At 74.3% G+C, this 16,659-nt stretch carries 15 protein-coding genes; 13 read left to right on the forward strand and 2 right to left on the reverse strand.

All coding sequences use genetic code 11. The annotated features are described in order from the left end of the window. Positions 1-19 precede the first annotated feature (19 nt). Positions 20-919, reverse strand: coding sequence for a LysR family transcriptional regulator (locus FHX73_RS12180; RefSeq protein WP_145905027.1), 900 nt, complete (start codon positions 917-919; stop codon positions 20-22). 37 nt (positions 920-956) lie between these two features. Next, positions 957-1,580: an ATP-binding protein gene (locus FHX73_RS12185; RefSeq protein ID WP_145905028.1), complete on the reverse strand. Its 624-nt coding sequence runs from the start codon at positions 1,578-1,580 to the stop codon at positions 957-959. Positions 1,581-1,787: 207 nt separating this feature from the next. Here FHX73_RS12185 and FHX73_RS12190 point away from each other — a divergent pair, with 207 nt between their 5' ends. The 13 genes from FHX73_RS12190 to FHX73_RS12250 all read left to right on the forward strand — a co-directional run bounded on the left by FHX73_RS12190 (position 1,788) and on the right by FHX73_RS12250 (position 16,629). Beyond that, complete coding sequence (locus FHX73_RS12190; RefSeq protein ID WP_246213481.1) at positions 1,788-2,615, forward strand: hypothetical protein; 828 nt, start codon at positions 1,788-1,790, stop codon at positions 2,613-2,615. A gap of 157 nt (positions 2,616-2,772) precedes the next feature. Then, entirely contained in the window at positions 2,773-3,516 is a 744-nt protein-coding gene (locus tag FHX73_RS12195) for a YcnI family copper-binding membrane protein (RefSeq protein WP_211786178.1), read from the forward strand. Between the two features lie 74 nt (positions 3,517-3,590). Then, positions 3,591-4,274, forward strand: coding sequence for an SCO family protein (locus tag FHX73_RS12200; RefSeq protein ID WP_145905029.1), 684 nt, complete (start codon positions 3,591-3,593; stop codon positions 4,272-4,274). After that, entirely contained in the window at positions 4,274-4,750 is a 477-nt protein-coding gene (locus tag FHX73_RS12205) for a copper chaperone PCu(A)C (protein WP_145905030.1), read from the forward strand. The genes FHX73_RS12200 and FHX73_RS12205 overlap by 1 nt, the downstream gene beginning before the upstream one ends. A gap of 7 nt (positions 4,751-4,757) precedes the next feature. Next, a complete protein-coding gene (locus FHX73_RS12210) occupies positions 4,758-6,779 on the forward strand; it encodes a copper resistance CopC/CopD family protein (protein WP_145905031.1) in 2,022 nt (673 codons plus the stop codon). Between the two features lie 79 nt (positions 6,780-6,858). Beyond that, positions 6,859-8,067: an iron uptake transporter deferrochelatase/peroxidase subunit gene (efeB, locus tag FHX73_RS12215; protein WP_145905032.1), complete on the forward strand. Its 1,209-nt coding sequence runs from the start codon at positions 6,859-6,861 to the stop codon at positions 8,065-8,067. 152 nt (positions 8,068-8,219) lie between these two features. Continuing rightward, positions 8,220-9,155: a prephenate dehydratase gene (pheA, locus tag FHX73_RS12220; RefSeq protein WP_145905033.1), complete on the forward strand. Its 936-nt coding sequence runs from the start codon at positions 8,220-8,222 to the stop codon at positions 9,153-9,155. Positions 9,156-9,589: 434 nt separating this feature from the next. Continuing rightward, positions 9,590-10,864: a serine--tRNA ligase gene (serS, locus tag FHX73_RS12225; RefSeq protein ID WP_145905034.1), complete on the forward strand. Its 1,275-nt coding sequence runs from the start codon at positions 9,590-9,592 to the stop codon at positions 10,862-10,864. Beyond that, the gene (locus FHX73_RS12230; RefSeq protein ID WP_145905035.1) at positions 10,861-11,667 is read left to right on the forward strand and encodes an HAD family hydrolase; all 807 of its coding nucleotides are present in this window, start codon (positions 10,861-10,863) and stop codon (positions 11,665-11,667) included. Before serS ends, FHX73_RS12230 begins: the two co-directional genes overlap by 4 nt. 386 nt (positions 11,668-12,053) lie before the next feature. Then, positions 12,054-12,662 (forward strand): DUF6542 domain-containing protein, encoded by a 609-nt coding sequence (locus tag FHX73_RS12235; protein ID WP_145905036.1) that lies wholly within the window; start codon positions 12,054-12,056, stop codon positions 12,660-12,662. After that, complete coding sequence (locus FHX73_RS12240; protein ID WP_246213482.1) at positions 12,655-14,316, forward strand: LCP family protein; 1,662 nt, start codon at positions 12,655-12,657, stop codon at positions 14,314-14,316. Before FHX73_RS12235 ends, FHX73_RS12240 begins: the two co-directional genes overlap by 8 nt. A 172-nt stretch (positions 14,317-14,488) precedes the next feature. After that, a complete protein-coding gene (locus FHX73_RS12245; protein WP_145905037.1) occupies positions 14,489-15,250 on the forward strand; it encodes a FadR/GntR family transcriptional regulator in 762 nt (253 codons plus the stop codon). 116 nt (positions 15,251-15,366) lie between these two features. Further along, positions 15,367-16,629 carry a CynX/NimT family MFS transporter gene (locus FHX73_RS12250; RefSeq protein ID WP_145905038.1) on the forward strand — a complete coding sequence of 421 codons (1,263 nt, stop codon included), beginning with the start codon at positions 15,367-15,369 and terminating at the stop codon, positions 16,627-16,629. The last annotated feature ends 30 nt before the right edge of the window (positions 16,630-16,659 follow it).

A 16,659-nucleotide genomic window follows, 5' to 3' on the forward strand; every position in this document is an offset into this window, starting at 1 on the left:
GCAACCGTTCAGGTCCATCTCAAATAACTGACTGAATCGTTGAGGCAGACTGAACGATCGCGTCCAGCAGCCGGCGGACCGGCGGGACCTGCTCGGTGCCGGTGCGCACGGCGGCCACCACCCGGCGGCTCGGCCGGTCCGCGGGCAGCGCCCGGACCAGCACGCCCCGGCCGCCACCGCCCAGCAGCCGGGGCACCAGGGCCACCCCCAGGCCCGCCCCGACCAGCGCCAGGATCGCCGCCCAGTCGGCCGCCACGTGCGCCAGCTCCGGCACGAAACCGGCCTCCGCGCAGGCGCCCAGGGTGATGTCCCGCCACGGGCCGGCGCCGCCGAAGATCCACGGCTCGTCGGCCAGGTCGGCCAGCCGCAGCGGCCGGTGGGCGAGCCGGTGGTCCAGCGGCAGCGCCAGGTCCAGCGGGTCGTCGAGCACGGTGCGCTGGACGAACCGGGGGTCCGCGCCCTGGACGTTGAGCGAGAGCGAGAGGTCCACCTCGCCGGCCGCCAGCAGCTCCACCGCCTCGGCGGCCTCGGCCTCCACCACCCGCACCCGCAGCTCCGGCGCCCGCTCCCGCAGCGCGAGCACCGCCGGCACCACCAGCGCGGTGATCGCGGTGGCGAACGCACCGATCCGCACCTCGCCCGCCTCCCCGTGCAGGTAGCCGGCCAACTCGGCCTCGGCCTGCTCCAGTTGACCGAACACCCGGTCGGCGTGCCGGAGCAGCAGCCGGGCCGCCGGGGTCAACCGCACCCGCCGCCCGTACGGCTCCAGCAGCGGCGCCCCCACCTGCCGCGCGAGCGCCGCGAGTTGCTGCGACACCGCCGACGGCGTCAGCCGCAACCGCCCGGCCGCCGCCGTCACCGTGCCGCACTCGTCCAGCGCCTGCAGAATCCGCAGCTTCCTGAGGTCCCAGTCGGTCATGGGGGCAGGGTAGGGGGCCGCCGCCGGCGGGCCGGGATCAGGAGGCGACGCGCAGCAGGGGGTCCGGGGTGGGGGTGAGGTGCTTCTCGAAGCTGACGATGGCGCCGCGTTGGGGGTGGTTGTGCAGGCGGACCTGGTCGGTGAGGGCGCGGATCAGCAGGAGGCCGCGGCCGCTCTCGGCGGTGGGGTCGGGAAAGTGGTCCAGGTCGGGCAGGCGCGGGGCGGCCGGGGCGGGGCGGCGCGGTGGGAGCACGTGCACGTCGTAGGCGGTGGGGCGGGAGCGGTGCACCGGGCCCGGGGCGGGCAGCGAGGCGCGGCCCCGGCGGCGGCGCGGGTGGCCGTGCGGGGCTAGCGAGCGACTGGTGGACGGCCGGTGCGGGGGCGGCGGGGGCAGCAGGCGCGGTGCGGCGGGCAGTCCGGGCCCGGAGTCCACCACCTCGATCCGCAGCAGCTCGCCGTCCAGCGCCGCGGTCACCTGGAAGCCGTCGTCACCGCGCGCGTGCTCGACCGCGTTGGCGCACGCCTCGGTGAGGGCCAGCGCGAGGTCCTGGGCGATGCTCTCCGCCACCTTGGCCGTCGCCAGGGTGTTGAGCAGGATCCGCCGGGCCAGCGGAACGCTGGCCAGCTCGCGCTTGAGGTGCAGAGTCCACCAGATGTCCACGACCGGTCCCTCCTGGCTGGGGCTCCACATACAACTAGGTATTGCCTCGGGTACGCGCGGTGAACCGTCGCTCGGCGAGCGGTCCGCCCATTCGGCCGATGGCGTGCCGCGCCCCGCGCGCCGGTCCGCCTGGGGGCGCCCTCCCCCAGCCTTCGGCCGGGGGTGCCCCCAGGCGGCGCGGCGGGCCGGTGAGATGATGACCCGGCCATGAGCAGCCACCGTCCCGCCGCGACCCCGGGCGCCGCCGAGCCGGCCCCCCGGCGCTTCGGCGTACCCGCGCCGCGCGGTGCGGGCTGGGACCTGCGGCTGCTGCGTGCGGTGCCGTTCGCGGCGGTCTGCACGCTGATCGCGGCGCTCGGCCACCACCTGGCCCAGGGCTGCCCGGTGGCCCCGCGCACCGTGGCGCTCGGCTTCACCGCCGTGCTGCTGCCCAGCGCCGCGCTCGGCGGCCGGGAGCGCTCGCTGGCCGGCATCGCCGGCGCGCTCGGGATCGGCCAGCTCGGCCTGCACCTGCTCTTCCACACCGTCGGCCAGGCCGCGACGGCCGGCACCGGCGGCCTGACGCTGGATCAGCTGGCGGGTCGACTGGTCTGCAACGACATGCCGGGGATGCGCGGCATGCTGCCGCCCGGCACCGACCCGGCGGCCCTGGTCGGCGCGGCGGGCCTGGACCCGCACGCCGTCGCGGCCGCCGCCCCGATGGCGCACGGCCCGTGGTGGCTGTTCGGCCTGACCCCCGCGATGCTGCTCGGCCACCTGCTGGCCGCCGTCGTCGCGGGCTGGTGGCTGCGCTGCGGCGAGGCGGCGCTGTGGCGGCTGGTGCGCAGCGCCGGCCGGGCGGCGCGCGAGCTGACCCGCTGGACCGCCCCGCTCTACCGGGCGCTGGCCCTGCTGGCCGCGCTGCTGCGCGGTCTGACGGCCGAGCGGCCGCGGCCGGTGCGCCGCCGCCCGGAACGGCACCGGCTGCCGGTGGCGGTGGTGCTGCGGCACAGCGTGGTGCGGCGCGGTCCGCCCGCGGCGGCCTGGGCGCGCTGAGCCTCCCCCGGTCTTCGGCCGGGGTACCCCCATCCGACTGCGGGGGTGGTGTCGGCGCGTCAGACGCCCGACCGACCCCACAGTTCCGGGGCACCCGCCCCCAGCCCGACGGCTGGGAGGCACCTCCAGTGCCCCGCCCCAGATGGAGACCGCACCGATGCGTTCGCTTCCCGCCTCCACCCGTCGGCTCTCGGCCGGCGCCGTCGTGCTCGCCGCCGCCGGCGTGCTGGCCACCGCCGTCCCCGCCTTCGCGCACGTCACCGTGCAGCCCGGCACCGCCACCCAGGGCGGCTACACCGCCGTGGCCTTCCGGGTGCCCGATGAGAGCGACACCGCCAGCACCGTGAAGCTGGAGGTCACCCTGCCCGCCGACCACCCGATCAGCTCGGTCAACACCCAGCCGCTGCCCGGCTGGACGGTGCAGGTGGACAAGAGCCAGCTGCCCGCGCCGGTCAAGACCGAGGGCGGCAGCATCACCAGCGCCGTCTCCAAGATCACCTGGACCGCCGACCAGACCGGCAAGATCGGCCCCGGCCAGTTCCAGGAGTTCAAGGTCTCGCTCGGCCCGCTGCCCGCCGACGCCGACCAGCTGGTCTTCAAGGCCCTGCAGACCAAGGACGACGGCACCGTGGTCCGGTGGATCGACGAGGCCAAGGACGGCCAGCCCGAGCCGGCCCACCCGGCCCCCGTGCTGCACCTGACCAAGGCCGCGGCCACCGCCTCCCCCGCCGCCGGCCAGCAGGTGACGGCCTCCCAGGACGGCGCCACCACCAGTGCCGCGCCGAAGTCCGACGACTCCACCGCCCGCACGCTGGCCGTGGTCGGCATCGTGGTCGGCGCGCTCGGCGCCGCCCTCGGCGTGCTGGGCCTGCGCCGCAAGGGCGCCGGCAGCGCCTCCTGATCCACCGTCCGCCGGGACCGCCGCCATGTGGCGGCGGTCCCGGCGGGCCCCTCCCGCGAACCGAAGGACCCGCCATGCCTCCCCTGCCGACCACAAACCGCCGCCGGATCGCCGGGGCCGCCGCCCTCGCGCTGGCCGCCGCGCTCTCGCTGACCGCCTGCGGCTCCGGTTCGGGCTCGAACTCCAACTCGGCCGCCGCCATCGTCTCCAAGGAGGCGAGCAACTCGCCCTACCAGGGCACCGTGCTGAGCAAGCACTTCGACAAGCCCGACCTGACCCTGAGCGACACCAGCGGCCAGCCGTTCGACCTGCGCCAGCGGACCGCCGGCAAGACCACGCTGCTCTTCTTCGGCTACACCAGCTGCCCGGACGTCTGCCCGACCACCATGGGCGACATCGGCGTGGCGATGCAGAAGCTGACCCCCGAGGAGCGCGCGAAGATCGACGTGGTCTTCGTCTCCACCGACCCGCAGGTGGACACCCCGAAGGTGCTGCGCACCTGGCTGGACTCCTTCGACAAGGACTTCATCGGGATGACCGGCGACCTGACCCAGGTGAAGGCGGCCGCCCGGTCGCTCGGCATCCTGGTCGAGGACCCGGTGGTGAACAAGGACGGCACCGTCACCTCCTCGCACGGCGCCCAGGTGCTGGCCTTCCTCCCCTCCGACGACAAGGCCCACGTGCTCTACCTGAGCAACACCAGCCAGGACGTCTTCGCCCACGACCTGCCGCTGCTCGCCAAGGGGGTGCCCGCCTGATGGCCGCCCGCTTCAACCGAGTGGCGCTGACCGGCGCGGGCCTGGCGGCCGTGCTGACCGCCGGCGCGATAGCCGTGGCCGAGGGAGGCTCGGCGCAGACCCCGGCCGGGGTGCGGCTGACCGTCGCCGACCCGTACATCCCGATGCCGGCCGGGGACGCCATGGCGGCCGGCTACCTGACGGTGCGCAACACCGGCTCCACCGCCGACACCCTGGTCCGGGTGTCCAGCCCGGGCGCCGGATCGATCACCATGCACCGGTCCACCGACACCAGCATGGAGGAGGTGGACAGCATGGCGGTGCCGGCCCACGGCACGCTCCAGCTGGCCCGCGGCGGCGCGCACCTGATGATCATGGGCTGGCAGAAGCAGCCGGCCGTCGGCGACCAGCTCGAACTCGACCTCACCTTCGCGAAGGGCGGCACCATCGCCGTCCAGGTTCCGGTCAAACCGCTCACCTACCGTCCCGGGAGCTGACCCACCGATGCGCAAAGCCCTTGCCTGGTTCACCACCCTGACGGCCGCGCTGCTGCTGGTGCTCGGCACGGCCGGCGCCGCCAGCGCGCACGCCGCGCTGCTGCAGACCGACCCCGCGCAGAACTCGGTGGTCGCCACCGAGCCGACCGCGGTCACGCTCACCTTCAGCGAGAACGTGACGCTCTCCGACGACGCGGTGCGGGTGCTCGACCCGGCCGGCAAGCAGGTGGACACCGGGAGTCCCGGCCACGCGGACGGCAAGGGCGACACCGCGACCGTCGGGCTGCGGCCCGGGCTGGCGAACGGCACCTACACGGTGGCCTGGCGGGCGGTCTCGGAGGACACCCACGTGGTCGGCGGGGCCTTCACCTTCTCGATCGGCGCGCCCTCCGACACCAGCGTCAACCCGGCGGCGGTGCAGGGCGAGAACGCCGACCAGACGGTGGCCGCGCTCTACGGCATCGGGCGGGCGGTCGCCTACGGGGCCTTCGCGGTGCTGGTCGGGGTGGCCGCGTTCGTGCTGCTCTGCTGGCCGCGCGGGGCCTCGGTGCGGCCGGTGCAACGGCTGCTGATGGGCGGTTGGGTGGCACTGCTGGCGGCCACCGTGGCGGTGCTGCTGCTGCGCGGGCCGTACGAGCAGGGGACCGGGCTGGGACAGGTGCTGAACCTGACGCTGGTCCGCGGCACGCTGAACGAACGGCTGGGCACCGCGCTGGCGGCCCGGCTGCTGCTGCTCGCGGCGGGCGGGGTGTTCCTCTCGCTGCTGGTCGGCCAGCTCGGGGCGACCGAGCCGGAAGAAGAGGACACTGACGGGGCGTCAGCACGGCCCGCGGCAGCCGGTGCCGACCCGGACGACCCCGAGGAGCGGGAGCTGCGGGAGCTGGAGCGGCGGGCCGCCGAGCGGCCGCAGCGCGAGGCCCGGCTCGCGCTCGGGGTCGGCGGGCTGCTGCTGGCGCTCGGGCTGGCCGCCACCTGGTCGGCGGCGGACCACGCGGCGGTCGGCATCCAGGTCGGGGTGGCGCTGCCGTTCGACCTGCTGCACCTGATCGCGATGGCCTGCTGGCTGGGCGGCCTGGTGACGCTGCTGGTCGGGCTGCGGCACGGGGCCGGGGCGGCGGTGGCGGCGCGGTTCTCCACGGTGGCGCTGGTCTCGGTCGGGGTCCTGGTGGTCACCGGGGTCTACCAGGCCTGGCGGGGCGTCGGCTCGTGGTCGGCGCTGACCGGCACGGAGTACGGGCAGTTGGTGCTGGTCAAGGTCGCGCTGGTGCTGGGGATGCTGGGGACGGCCTGGTTCTCCCGGCGCTGGACCGGGCGGCTGCGGACGGCGGGCACCGCGGACACGGCTGTCGACGGGGCCGACGTCCCGGTCGAGGTGCCGGCCGCCGCGGCGGCCGAAGGCAGCGGCGGGGCCGGGGACAGCGCAGGGGCCGACGCCGATCCCGAGCGCCGGGCCCAGCTGGACCGGCAGCGGGCCGCGCTGGCCCGGGCGAAGCAGCGCCGGGCGCAGGACGGCACGCCGGTGCACGCCGGTCTGCGGCGCTCGGTGCTGATCGAGGCGGTGATCGCGATCGGCGTGCTGGCGGTGACCACGGTCCTGACCAACTCCCCGCCCGGGCGGGTGGCCGCGCAGGTGGCCCAGGCCGCGCCGGCCGCACCCTCGGCCGGCACGGGCAGCAGCACCGGGCGTCCGGTGGAGCTGAAGCTGCCCTACGACACCGGCGGCAAGGGCCCGGGCGCCAAGGGCACCGCCACGCTCACCGTGAACCCGGCGACCAGCGGCCCCAACCAGCTCACCCTGGTGGTGTCCGACGCCTCGGGCGCGCCGGTCGACGTGCCGGAGACCGACGTCTCGTTCACGCTGCCGGACCGCGACCTCGGCCCGCTCCCGGTGACCCTCACCAAGAGCGGCACCGGCACCTGGACCGGCACCGCCCAGCTGCCGATCGCGGGCGAGTGGGTGGCCGCCGTGGTGGTCCGCTCCGACGACATCGACCAGGACACCGAGACCAAGCAGCTGACGATCAAGTGACAGCCGCCCCGCCGCCGGCCCGGTCGGGTCGGCGGCGGGGCCGGTCGACCGGCGTTCACGCGCTGGAGAAGGAGACACGATGAAGTACGCCGGCTTCTCCCGCCGCACCCTGCTCGGCGGGGCCGGGGCGGGACTGGCCGCGGGGGCGGCGGCGGGGGCCTTCGGTCGCGCGGTGGCGGTGCCCGGGCAGCCGCACCAGGTGAGCCTGGGCGCGGCCCGGGTGGATTTCCACGGGCCGCACCAGGCGGGGATCGTCCAGCCGCCGCAGGCCCGGATCGAGCTGCTCGCCCTCGACCTGGCGCCGGGTGCCACCCGGCAGGCGGTGCAGGAGCTGTTCAAGCGCTGGACCAGGACGGCCGGCGACATGGCGCTCGGCGAGCCGGCCGACTCGCACGAGAACCAGATCGCGCTGGACGCCGGACCCAGCTCGCTCACCGTCACGGTCGGGCTCGGCGCGACGTTCTTCGACAAGCTCGGCCTGGCCGCGCACCGCCCGCCGCAGCTCGCCCCGCTGCCCGACTTCCCGCAGGACGCGATCGACCGCTCGCGCAGCGACGGCGACCTGCTGCTCCAGGTCTGCGCGGACGACGCGCTGGTGGCCTACCACGCGCTGCGGGTGCTCCAGCAGTTGGCGGCCGGCACCGCCGGCACCCGCTGGCAGATGTCCGGCTTCTCCCGCTCCCCCGGCGCCACCGCCCAGCCGCGCACCGGCCGCAACCTGATGGGCCAGGTCGACGGCACCAACAACCCCAAGCCGACCGACCCGGACTTCGCCGCCAAGGTCTTCGCCACCGGCCCCGACTGGCTGGCCGGCGGCAGCTACCTGGTGTTCCGCCGGATCCGGATGCTGCTGGACAACTGGGAGCAGCTGCCGACGGACCGTCAGGAGCGGATCGTCGGGCGCCGCAAGTCCGACGGCGCGCCGCTGTCCGGCGGCACCGAGACCACCCCGGTGGACCTGGGCAAGCAGGACCCGGACGGCTCGCTGGCCGTCCCGGCGGACGCGCACGTCCGGATCGCCGCGCCCGCCTCGAACGGCGGTGCGGCAATGCTGCGGCGCGGCTTCTCGTACTCCGACGGGGTGCGGCCGGACGGCGCCCCGGACGCCGGGCTGCTCTTCCTGGCGTTCCAGGCCGACCCGGCGCACGGTTTCGTGCCGGTGCAGCGCTCGCTCTCCCGGGGGGACGGGCTGACCACCTTCCTGCGGCACGAGGCGAGCGGGCTGTACGCGGTGCTGCCGGGCGTGCCGGACGGGGGCTACCTCGGCCAGGCGCTGCTGGAGTCCTGACCAGGTGACCACCGGTCGGGACGCGTCCACGGCGGGTGCCCGGAGTGGCTAAGGTGGCAGGTCTGGTACCTCCCCCGGCCTTCGGCCTGGGGGAGCCCCCGGCCGAAGGCCGGGGGCGGGTGCCCCCTCGGGAGACGCACGGAGGCGCGGACATGTCGGCAACCCGCTACACCTACCTCGGCCCGGCGGGCACCTTTACCGAGGCCGCGCTGCACACCCTGCCGGAGGCCGCCACGCGGGAGCTCGTCCCGCTCCCCTCGGTGCCGGCCGCGCTGGACGCGGTGCGGGCCGGCGAGGCGGCCGGCGCCTTCGTGGCGATCGAGAACTCGGTGGAGGGCGCGGTCACCGCGACCGCCGACGAGCTGGCCAACGGCGCGCCGCTGATGATCTACCGCGAGGTGCTGCTGCCGATCAGCTTCGCGCTGCTGGTCCGCCCGGGCACCGAGCTGACCGACGTGAAGCGGGTGACCAGCCACCCGGTGGCCCAGCCGCAGGTACGCGGCTGGCTGCGGGACAACCTGCCGGACGCGGTCTGGGAGGCGGCCGCCTCGAACGCCGACGGCGCCAGGCTGGTCCAGGAGGGGCAGGCGGACGGCGCCTTCGCGGGCGAGTTCGCGGCCGCGCTGTACGGGTTGGAGCCGCTGGCCACCGACATCCACGACGCGGCCGAGGCGACCACCCGTTTCGTGCTGGTCGGCCGGCCCGGCCGGGTCTCCTCGCCGACCGGGGCGGACAAGACCTCGATGGTGGTCTGGCTCGGCGACAACCACCCGGGCGCGCTGCTGGAACTGCTGCAGGAATTCGCGGTGCGCGGGGTCAACCTGATGCGGATCGAATCCCGGCCGACCGGGCACGGGCTCGGGAACTACTGCTTCTCGATCGACTGCGAGGGCCACCTCACCGAGCGGCGGGTCAGCGAGACGCTGATGGGCCTGCGCCGGATCTGCCCGCAGATCCGGTTCCTCGGCTCCTATCCGCGGGCCGACCGCCGCGAGCCGACGCCCCGCCAGCCCGGCACCTCGAACCAGGACTTCGACCGGGCCGCCGACTGGCTGGCCCGCTGCCTGGACGGGCGCGGCGAGGCCTGACCCCACCCGGTCCACCGACCGCCCCGGGCCCGGTTCCACCGCCCGGGGCGGTCGGCTGTCCACAGTCATCCACAGGTGTGCACGACCGCCGTGACCCACCGGTTATCCACAGCCCTGGGGATGAATCGACAAAACGGCTAAGCCACTCCCAGGTGCGGTCGGATCATCGGGAAGCGCCGCAGATCGGACTGATGCCATCAGAGTCACCCTTCTGCCGATAATTCACCCGGCCGAGTGGTCTATTTCCCTCCGCCGTGCAGGCTGATTCGGGTTTGAAACCTGTAAATCCCAGAATTGCCCTGAGACTTTCCCGACACGGCCGCAATCCACAGGGTCTGCGAACGGCCTGTGGAAAAAACACGACGGGCGACTCGTGGGGCCGCAGTTATCCACAGGTTATCCACAGCCGCCCTCCGCCCCGGTAGGCTGGCCCCGTGATTGACCTTCGCCTGCTTCGTGAGGACCCCGACCGAGTGCGCGCCTCGCAGCGCGCCCGTGGTGAGGACGTCGACCTCGTCGACTCCCTGCTCGCCGCCGACGAGCGCCGCCGCTCCTCGGGCAGTCGCTTCGACGAGCTGCGCAACGAGCAGAAGGGTCTCGGCAAGCAGGTCGCCCAGGCCAAGGGCGAGGAGAAGGCCGCCCTGCTGGCGCGCACCAAGGAGCTGGCCGCCGAGGTCAAGGCCGCCGACGCCGAGCAGAGCGAGGCGAAGGAGGAGGCCGAGCGGCTGCTGCGCGCGCTGGCCAACCTGCTCGACCCGGCCGCTCCGGTGGGCGGCGAGGAGGACTTCGTCACGCTGGAGGAGATCGGCACCCCGCGCGACTTCGCCGCCGAGGGCTTCGAGCCGCGCGACCACGTCGAGCTCGGCCAGCTGCTGGGCGCCATCGACATGGAGCGCGGCGCCAAGGTCGCCGGCTCCCGGTCGTACTACCTGACCGGCTCCGGCGCGCTGCTGGAGCTGGCGCTGGTGAACATGGCGATCGCCCAGGCCACCGCGCTCGGCTTCATCCCGATGATCACCCCGGCGCTGGTCCGCCCGGCCGCCATGGACGGCACCGGCTTCCTCGGCCAGGCCGCCGAGAACGTCTACCACCTGCCCGACGAGGACCGTTACCTGGTCGGCACCAGCGAGGTCCCGCTGGCCGCCTACCACATGGACGAGATCCTGGAGGCCGACCGCCTCCCGCTGCGCTACGCCGGCTTCTCCTCCTGCTTCCGCCGCGAGGCCGGGACCTACGGCAAGGACACCCGGGGCATCATCCGGGTGCACCAGTTCGAGAAGGTCGAGATGTTCGTCTACACCACCCCGGAGGAGGCGGAGGCCGAGCACCGCCGCCTGCTCCAGTGGGAGAAGGACTTCCTCAACGCCCTCGAACTGCCCTACCGGGTGATCGACGTCGCCTCCGGCGACCTCGGCGCCTCGGCCGCCCGCAAGTTCGACATCGAGGCCTGGATCCCGACCCAGGGCAAGTACCGCGAGGTCACCTCGACCTCCAACACCACCGAGTACCAGGCCCGGCGGCTCTCCATCCGGATGCGCGAGGACGGCAAGGTCCGCCCGCTGGCCACCCTCAACGGCACCCTGGCGGCCATCCCGCGGCTGATCGTGGCGATCCTGGAGAACCACCAGCAGGCCGACGGCACCGTGGTGCTGCCCGAGGCGCTGCGCCCCTACCTCGGCGGCCGGACCACGCTGGACCCGGTCAAGTGACCCCCGCGCTGCCGTTCCGGCTGATCGCCACCGATCTGGACGGCACGCTGCTCACCCCCGAGGACACCGTCTCGCAGCGCACCCGCGCTGCGCTGGCCACCGCCGTGGCGGCCGGCGCGGTGCACATCGTGGTCACCGGCCGGTCGGCCTCCTGGGCCCGGCCGGTGCTGGACCAGATCGGCTACCGGGGCCTGGCGGTCTGCAGCCAGGGCGCCCAGGTCTACGACGCGGGCGAGCACCGGCTGCTCACCTCGATGACCCTGGACCGCCGGCTGGCCGCGGTGGCACTGGAGAAGCTCACCGCCGAGCTCGGCCCGCTGGCCGTGGCGGCCGGTCAGGACGGCCTGGACGGCGCCGTGCTGGCCACCGCCGACTACCGGCTCTCCAACCCCGACCTGCCGGTGCAGCGGGTGGCCGGCACCGCCGAGCTGCTGGCCCTGCCGATCAGCAAGCTCTACGTGCAGCACCCCGAGCTGACGGACGACCAGCTGGTCAGCGCCGGGCAGCAGGTGCTGGGCCAGCTGGTCACCACCGTGCTGGCCGGGCCCGGGATAGTCGAACTGCTGCCGCTGGGCCTGTCCAAGGCGACCGGCCTGGCCGTCGCGGCCCGCCGGCTCGGGCTGACCGCGGCCGAGACCATCGCCTTCGGCGACATGCCCAACGACCTGCCGATGTTCCGCTGGGCCGGGTACGGCGTGGCGATGGCCAACGCCCACCCCGACCTGCTGGCCGTCGCCGACGAGGTGACCGCGAGCAACGCGGCGGACGGCGTGGCCGAGGTGCTGGAGCGGCTCTTCCGCTGACCGCGCGCCGCGCCTCCCCCGCGGCCCCCTGACGAACCGCACACGGCGGGCGACCGGATTCTTCCGGTCGCCCGCCGTGTCTTTTCTGATCAAATGTCCGTTTTACTGGCCATGATGAAGCGTCAGCAGCGGCCGTTCTCAGTGGTGTTCACGCGGTCACGGGGGCCCCACGGGCCCGTATGACAATCATGGAACACTTGCTAAGCTGCGCAACTGTTGCAACCTCAGTGCGTGCTCGACCGTCTAAACGGTGAGGGCGACACGTGCCTCACCCGGACCCGGGGTCCGGCTCCGCGTCACTGGGGCACCATGGTGCAACCGGCGCACCGCGGGCAGTCGCCGCGGCGACATCCGGCGGTGCCGGGCCGATCACAGAGGTGGGAAGCATGGCAGGACAGCGGGTACGCACACCCGAGGGTGGGGCCACCGGTCGGACCGGTCGTGGCTACCCGCCTGCCCAGCGGCAGGCGCCCCAGGAGTGGTCCGAGGCCGGGCCGGAGCAGGACGGCCGCGCCCGCGACGCGCACGCCCAGGACGGTCCCGCCAGGGGCGGCCGGGCGCAGCAGCGGCGCGCGGACAGCCGGCGCACGGCGCGCGCGCAGGCCCCGTCCACCCGCCCGTTCAGCGGCGTCGCGGTGCTGCTCTCGCTCGGCCTGCCGGCCGCCGGCGGGCTGGCGGACCAGCTGTTCGGCCTCGGCATCGGCGGTTGGGGCCTGCTCCTCTGCAGCGTGGCCGGCTTCGCCGGGGCGGCGGCGGTGTGCAGCCGGACCGGCTGGTGGTGGGTGCTGCCCGCGCCGCCGCCGATAGTGCTGGCCGTCACGGCCGCGACCGCCTACCTCGCCCACTCGGACGACTACAAGGGTGGCAAGAAGCTCGCCGCCGGCGCCGCCAAGTGGGCCATCCAGGGGTTCCCGGTGATGCTGTACGCCATGGGCGCGGCGCTGCTGGTCATCCTGGTGCGCACTGTCCGAGATCGAAGGAGTCCCCGTGGCTGAGCAGAACGGCCCCCGGGCCACCGGTCGGCGCAAGTCCGCGCCCGCGCGCCGTCCCAAGCCGCTCGTGATGGCCGGCCGCACGGTCGCCTGCGCGACCTCGCTCGCGGTGCTCGGCACCTGCGGTTTCAGCTGGTACGCCTACACCTCGCTGACCGACGGCCTGACCACCTCCAGCGCGCTGGACGACATCAAGAAGGCCGCCCCGCCGCACCTGGACAACTCGGTCAACCTGCTGCTGATCGGCCTGGACAGCCGCAAGGACATGAACGGCAACGACCTGCCGGGCCAGTTCGTCCAGGACGAGCTGCACGCGGGCTCCAGCAGCGACGTCGGCGGCTACAACACCAACACCCTGATGGTGATGCACATCCCGGCCAACGGCGGCCAGGTCACCGCGATCTCCATCCCGCGCGACGACTACGTGCAGACGCTGAACGCCGACGGCCGGATGCACAAGATCAAGGAGGCCTACGGCATCGCCAAGTCGATGTACGAGGCCAAGAACAGCGGCAAGGGCCTCTCCAAGCCCGACATGGAGAAGCAGAGCCGGGACGCCGGGCGCAAGGCCACCCTGGCCACCGTGCAGAACTTCCTCGGGATCCCGATCGACCACTTCGCCGAGGTCAACCTCAAGGGCTTCTACGACATCGCGCAGGCGGTCGGCCCGATCCAGGTCTGCCTGAAGCGGGCCACCAAGGACCCGGCGATCGAGGGCCAGGGCTCCGGCGCCGACTTCCAGGCCGGGATCAACACGCTGAACGCGGCCCAGGCGCTCTCCTTCGTCCGCCAGCGCCACAACCTGGTCAACCCGAACGACCCCAGCGACTTCGGCGACTTCGCCCGCACCCACCGCCAGCAGGCCTTCATCTCCTCGGTGATCAAGAAGCTGAAGGACCAGGGCGTCGTCGGCGACCTGGGCAAGATGCAGGACCTGTTCAACGTGGTGAAGCAGGACGTGGTGCTGGACGACCAGTGGAACGTGCTGGACTTCGCCCAGCAGGCGCCCAACCTGGCCGGCGGCCACGTCACCGCGATCACCCTGCCGATCGCCGGCTTCGAGACGGTGAACGTGGGCGGCACCAAGGAGGACGTCAACAAGGTCGACCCGGGCCAGGTCAAGAAGATCGTCCAGCAGCTGACCGGCCACGACACCCCGGCCGACAACGCGGTGGACGGCGGCGGCTCCGCCCCGGCGCCCAGCTCCGCGCCGTCCCAGGCCCCGGCCAGCCAGGCCCCGGCCGCCCCGAACGCCCAGGCCACCGGCACCGTGGACGTCACCAACACCTCGACGGTCACCGGGGCCGCCGCCACCGAGTCCAAGGCGCTGGCCGGGATGGGCTTCACCCCGGGCAAGGTCGGCCAGGGCACCCACCAGGCGAAGACCACCGTGCTGTACGGCACCGGCGAGAAGGACGCGGCCGCGCTGGTCGCCGCCCGGTACAACGTGACCGCGGCGCCGAGCGGCAGCGTCAAGGCCGGGCACATCGAGGTGGTGCTGGGCGGCGACTACACCCCGTCGGGCGGCTCCGGCGGCGGGGCGGCCGCGCCGGCCGCCGGCGGGGCGACGGCCCCCGCGGCGCCCGCGGCGGACCCGAACAGCGTGCAACAGGTCGGGCCGCCGGTGCAGATGGGCGGCATCGCCTGCGTGGACTGATCCACACCGGCGGGCGGGGCGGGGGTCGCACTTCGGTGCGGCCCCCGTCGGCGTTCTCCCGCTGCTTCTCGCTGCTTCTCGTACGGCGGGTCGGTTGTAGGATGACCGGGCAAGCGGTTGTAGGATGACCGGACAGGTGGCGGACGAGCGAGCGTTGAGCGGAGGTGGCGGGATGACCAGCCCTCAGACGAGCGGCACGAGCGGCACGGGCGGCACCGCCAACCTGCACGCCGCCGGACGCCGCTCGCTGGTGGACGCCGCGATCGACCAACTGCGCGAGCGGCTGGCCGCCGGCGACTGGCCGGTGGGCGAGCGGATCCCCACCGAGCACGAGCTGGCCGAGCAGCTGCGGGTCGGCCGCAACACGGTGCGCGAGGCGATCCGGGTGCTGGTGCACGCCGGCATGCTGGTCACCCGGCAGGGCGAGGGCACCTTCGTGCGCAGCACCAGCGACCCGGCCGCCGTGCTGCGCGGGGTGCAGCGCTCCGGCGTCCGCGACGTGCTGGAGGTGCGGGCCGCGCTGGAGGCCGAGGCGGCCCGGCTGGCCGCCGTCCGGCACACCCCCGAGGACCTGGCACGGATGCGCGCCGCGCTGGCCCGCGAGGCCGAGGTGATCGCCGCCCACCCCGAGCGGGTCGGGCGCGAGGCCACCGTCGAGCACGACCTGGAGTTCCACACCGCCGTCGTCGAGGCCGCGCACAACCCGGCGCTGACCGAGGTCTACCGCTACTTCGGCGCCTCGGTGCGGGAGGCCATGCGCACCGCCTTCGGCGACCACGAGATGCCCGAGGTGGTCGTCGCCACCCACCAGGCCCTGGTCGACGCGATCGCCTCCGGCGATCCCGAGCTGGCCGAGGCCGCGTGTCGCGCGTTGCTGGCCGAGCCGACCGCCGCCGTCGAGCAGTTGCTCGCGGAGTTCGCCGCCCGCAAGTAGTGCCGGGCGCGGTCCTGCTCCGCCCTTCCTCTTCTCCTCTTCTCCTCCCCCTTTCTCCCGGCTGCTCCCGGTTCCCGGGCCGCACCGGTCACTCCTGCTCAGAAAGCCGCACCACCATGTCCGTCACCCGAACCCAGCAGGCGCTGGGTGTTCCGGTCGCCCCGGTCCGTAGCAAGCTCGCCCACCCCGCCCTGCTGCTCACCGGCATCGTGCTGGTCGCGCTGAACATGCGGGCCTGTCTGGCGGCCGTCTCCCCGATGGTCGGCGAGATCCAGCGGACCTTCGGACTGTCGTCCACGGTCAGCGGTCTGATCACCACCGTCCCGGTGCTCTTCCAGGGCCTCGGCGCGCCGCTCACCCCGCGGCTGACCCGGCGGTTCGGCGCCGAGCGGGTGGTGCTGGGCGCGGTGCTGGTGCTGGGCGCCGGGGTGCTGCTGCGGGTGCTGCCCTCGGTGGCCGCGCTCTACCTGGGCTGCGTGGTGATCGGCGTCGCCATCGCGGTGCTGAACGTCTCGATGCCCGGGCTGGTGAAGCGCGAGTTCCCGGAGCGGGCGGCGGCGATGACCGGCGTCTACTCGACCACCATGCTGGTCGGCGCGACGCTGGCGGCCGGCAGCTCGGTGCCGCTGGAGCACGCGCTCGGCGGCGGCTGGCGGGCCTCGCTCGGCGCCTGGTCGCTGCTCGCCCTGGTGGCGGCGGTGGCCTGGCTGCCGCAGGTGCTGAGGGCCCGTCAGGAGCGCGGCGCACTGGCCGGCGGACCGGCCGGTGGTCTGACCGGCGGCGTGGTGCAGCCGGCGGCCAAGCCGATCGCCGGGATCTGGCGGATCCCGCTGGCCTGGCAGATCAGCCTCTTCATGGGCATCTCCTCGCTGATGGTCTACACCCTGGTCGCCTGGATGCCGACGATCCTGGCCGACCACGGGATGAGCCGGGACCAGTCCGGCCTGGTCTTCGCCTTCTCCAACCTGGTGCAGGTGGCCGGCGCCTTCCTGGTGCCGCTGCTGGCCGGGCGGATGACCCGGCAGCGCGGGCTCGCCGTGCTGATGGCCGTGCTGAACGGGGTGGGCATCGCCGGTCTGCTGATCGCACCGGTCTCGGGTGCCTGGGTTGCGGCGGCCGTGCTCGGCGTGGCGCAGGGCGGCTCGCTCGGGCTCGGCCTGGCGTTCATCGTGCTGCGCACCGACTCGGCGGCGGGCGCCGCGCAGCTCGGCGGCATGTCGCAGGCGGTCGGCTACCTGATCGCCGCCGTCGGGCCGGTGGGCGCGGGTGCACTGCACCAGCTGACGGGCGGGTGGACCGCCGTGCTGGTGGTGCTGCTGGTGCTGGCCGCGGTGGTGGCCGTGGCCGGCTGGGGCGCCGGGCGGAACCGGACGCTCTGACTGGTCGGACGACCGGTCGGGTGGATGGTC

Origin of the sequence: Kitasatospora viridis, from assembly GCF_007829815.1 — a bacterium.
In the GTDB taxonomy this organism is placed as follows: Bacteria; Actinomycetota; Actinomycetes; order Streptomycetales; family Streptomycetaceae; genus Kitasatospora; species Kitasatospora viridis.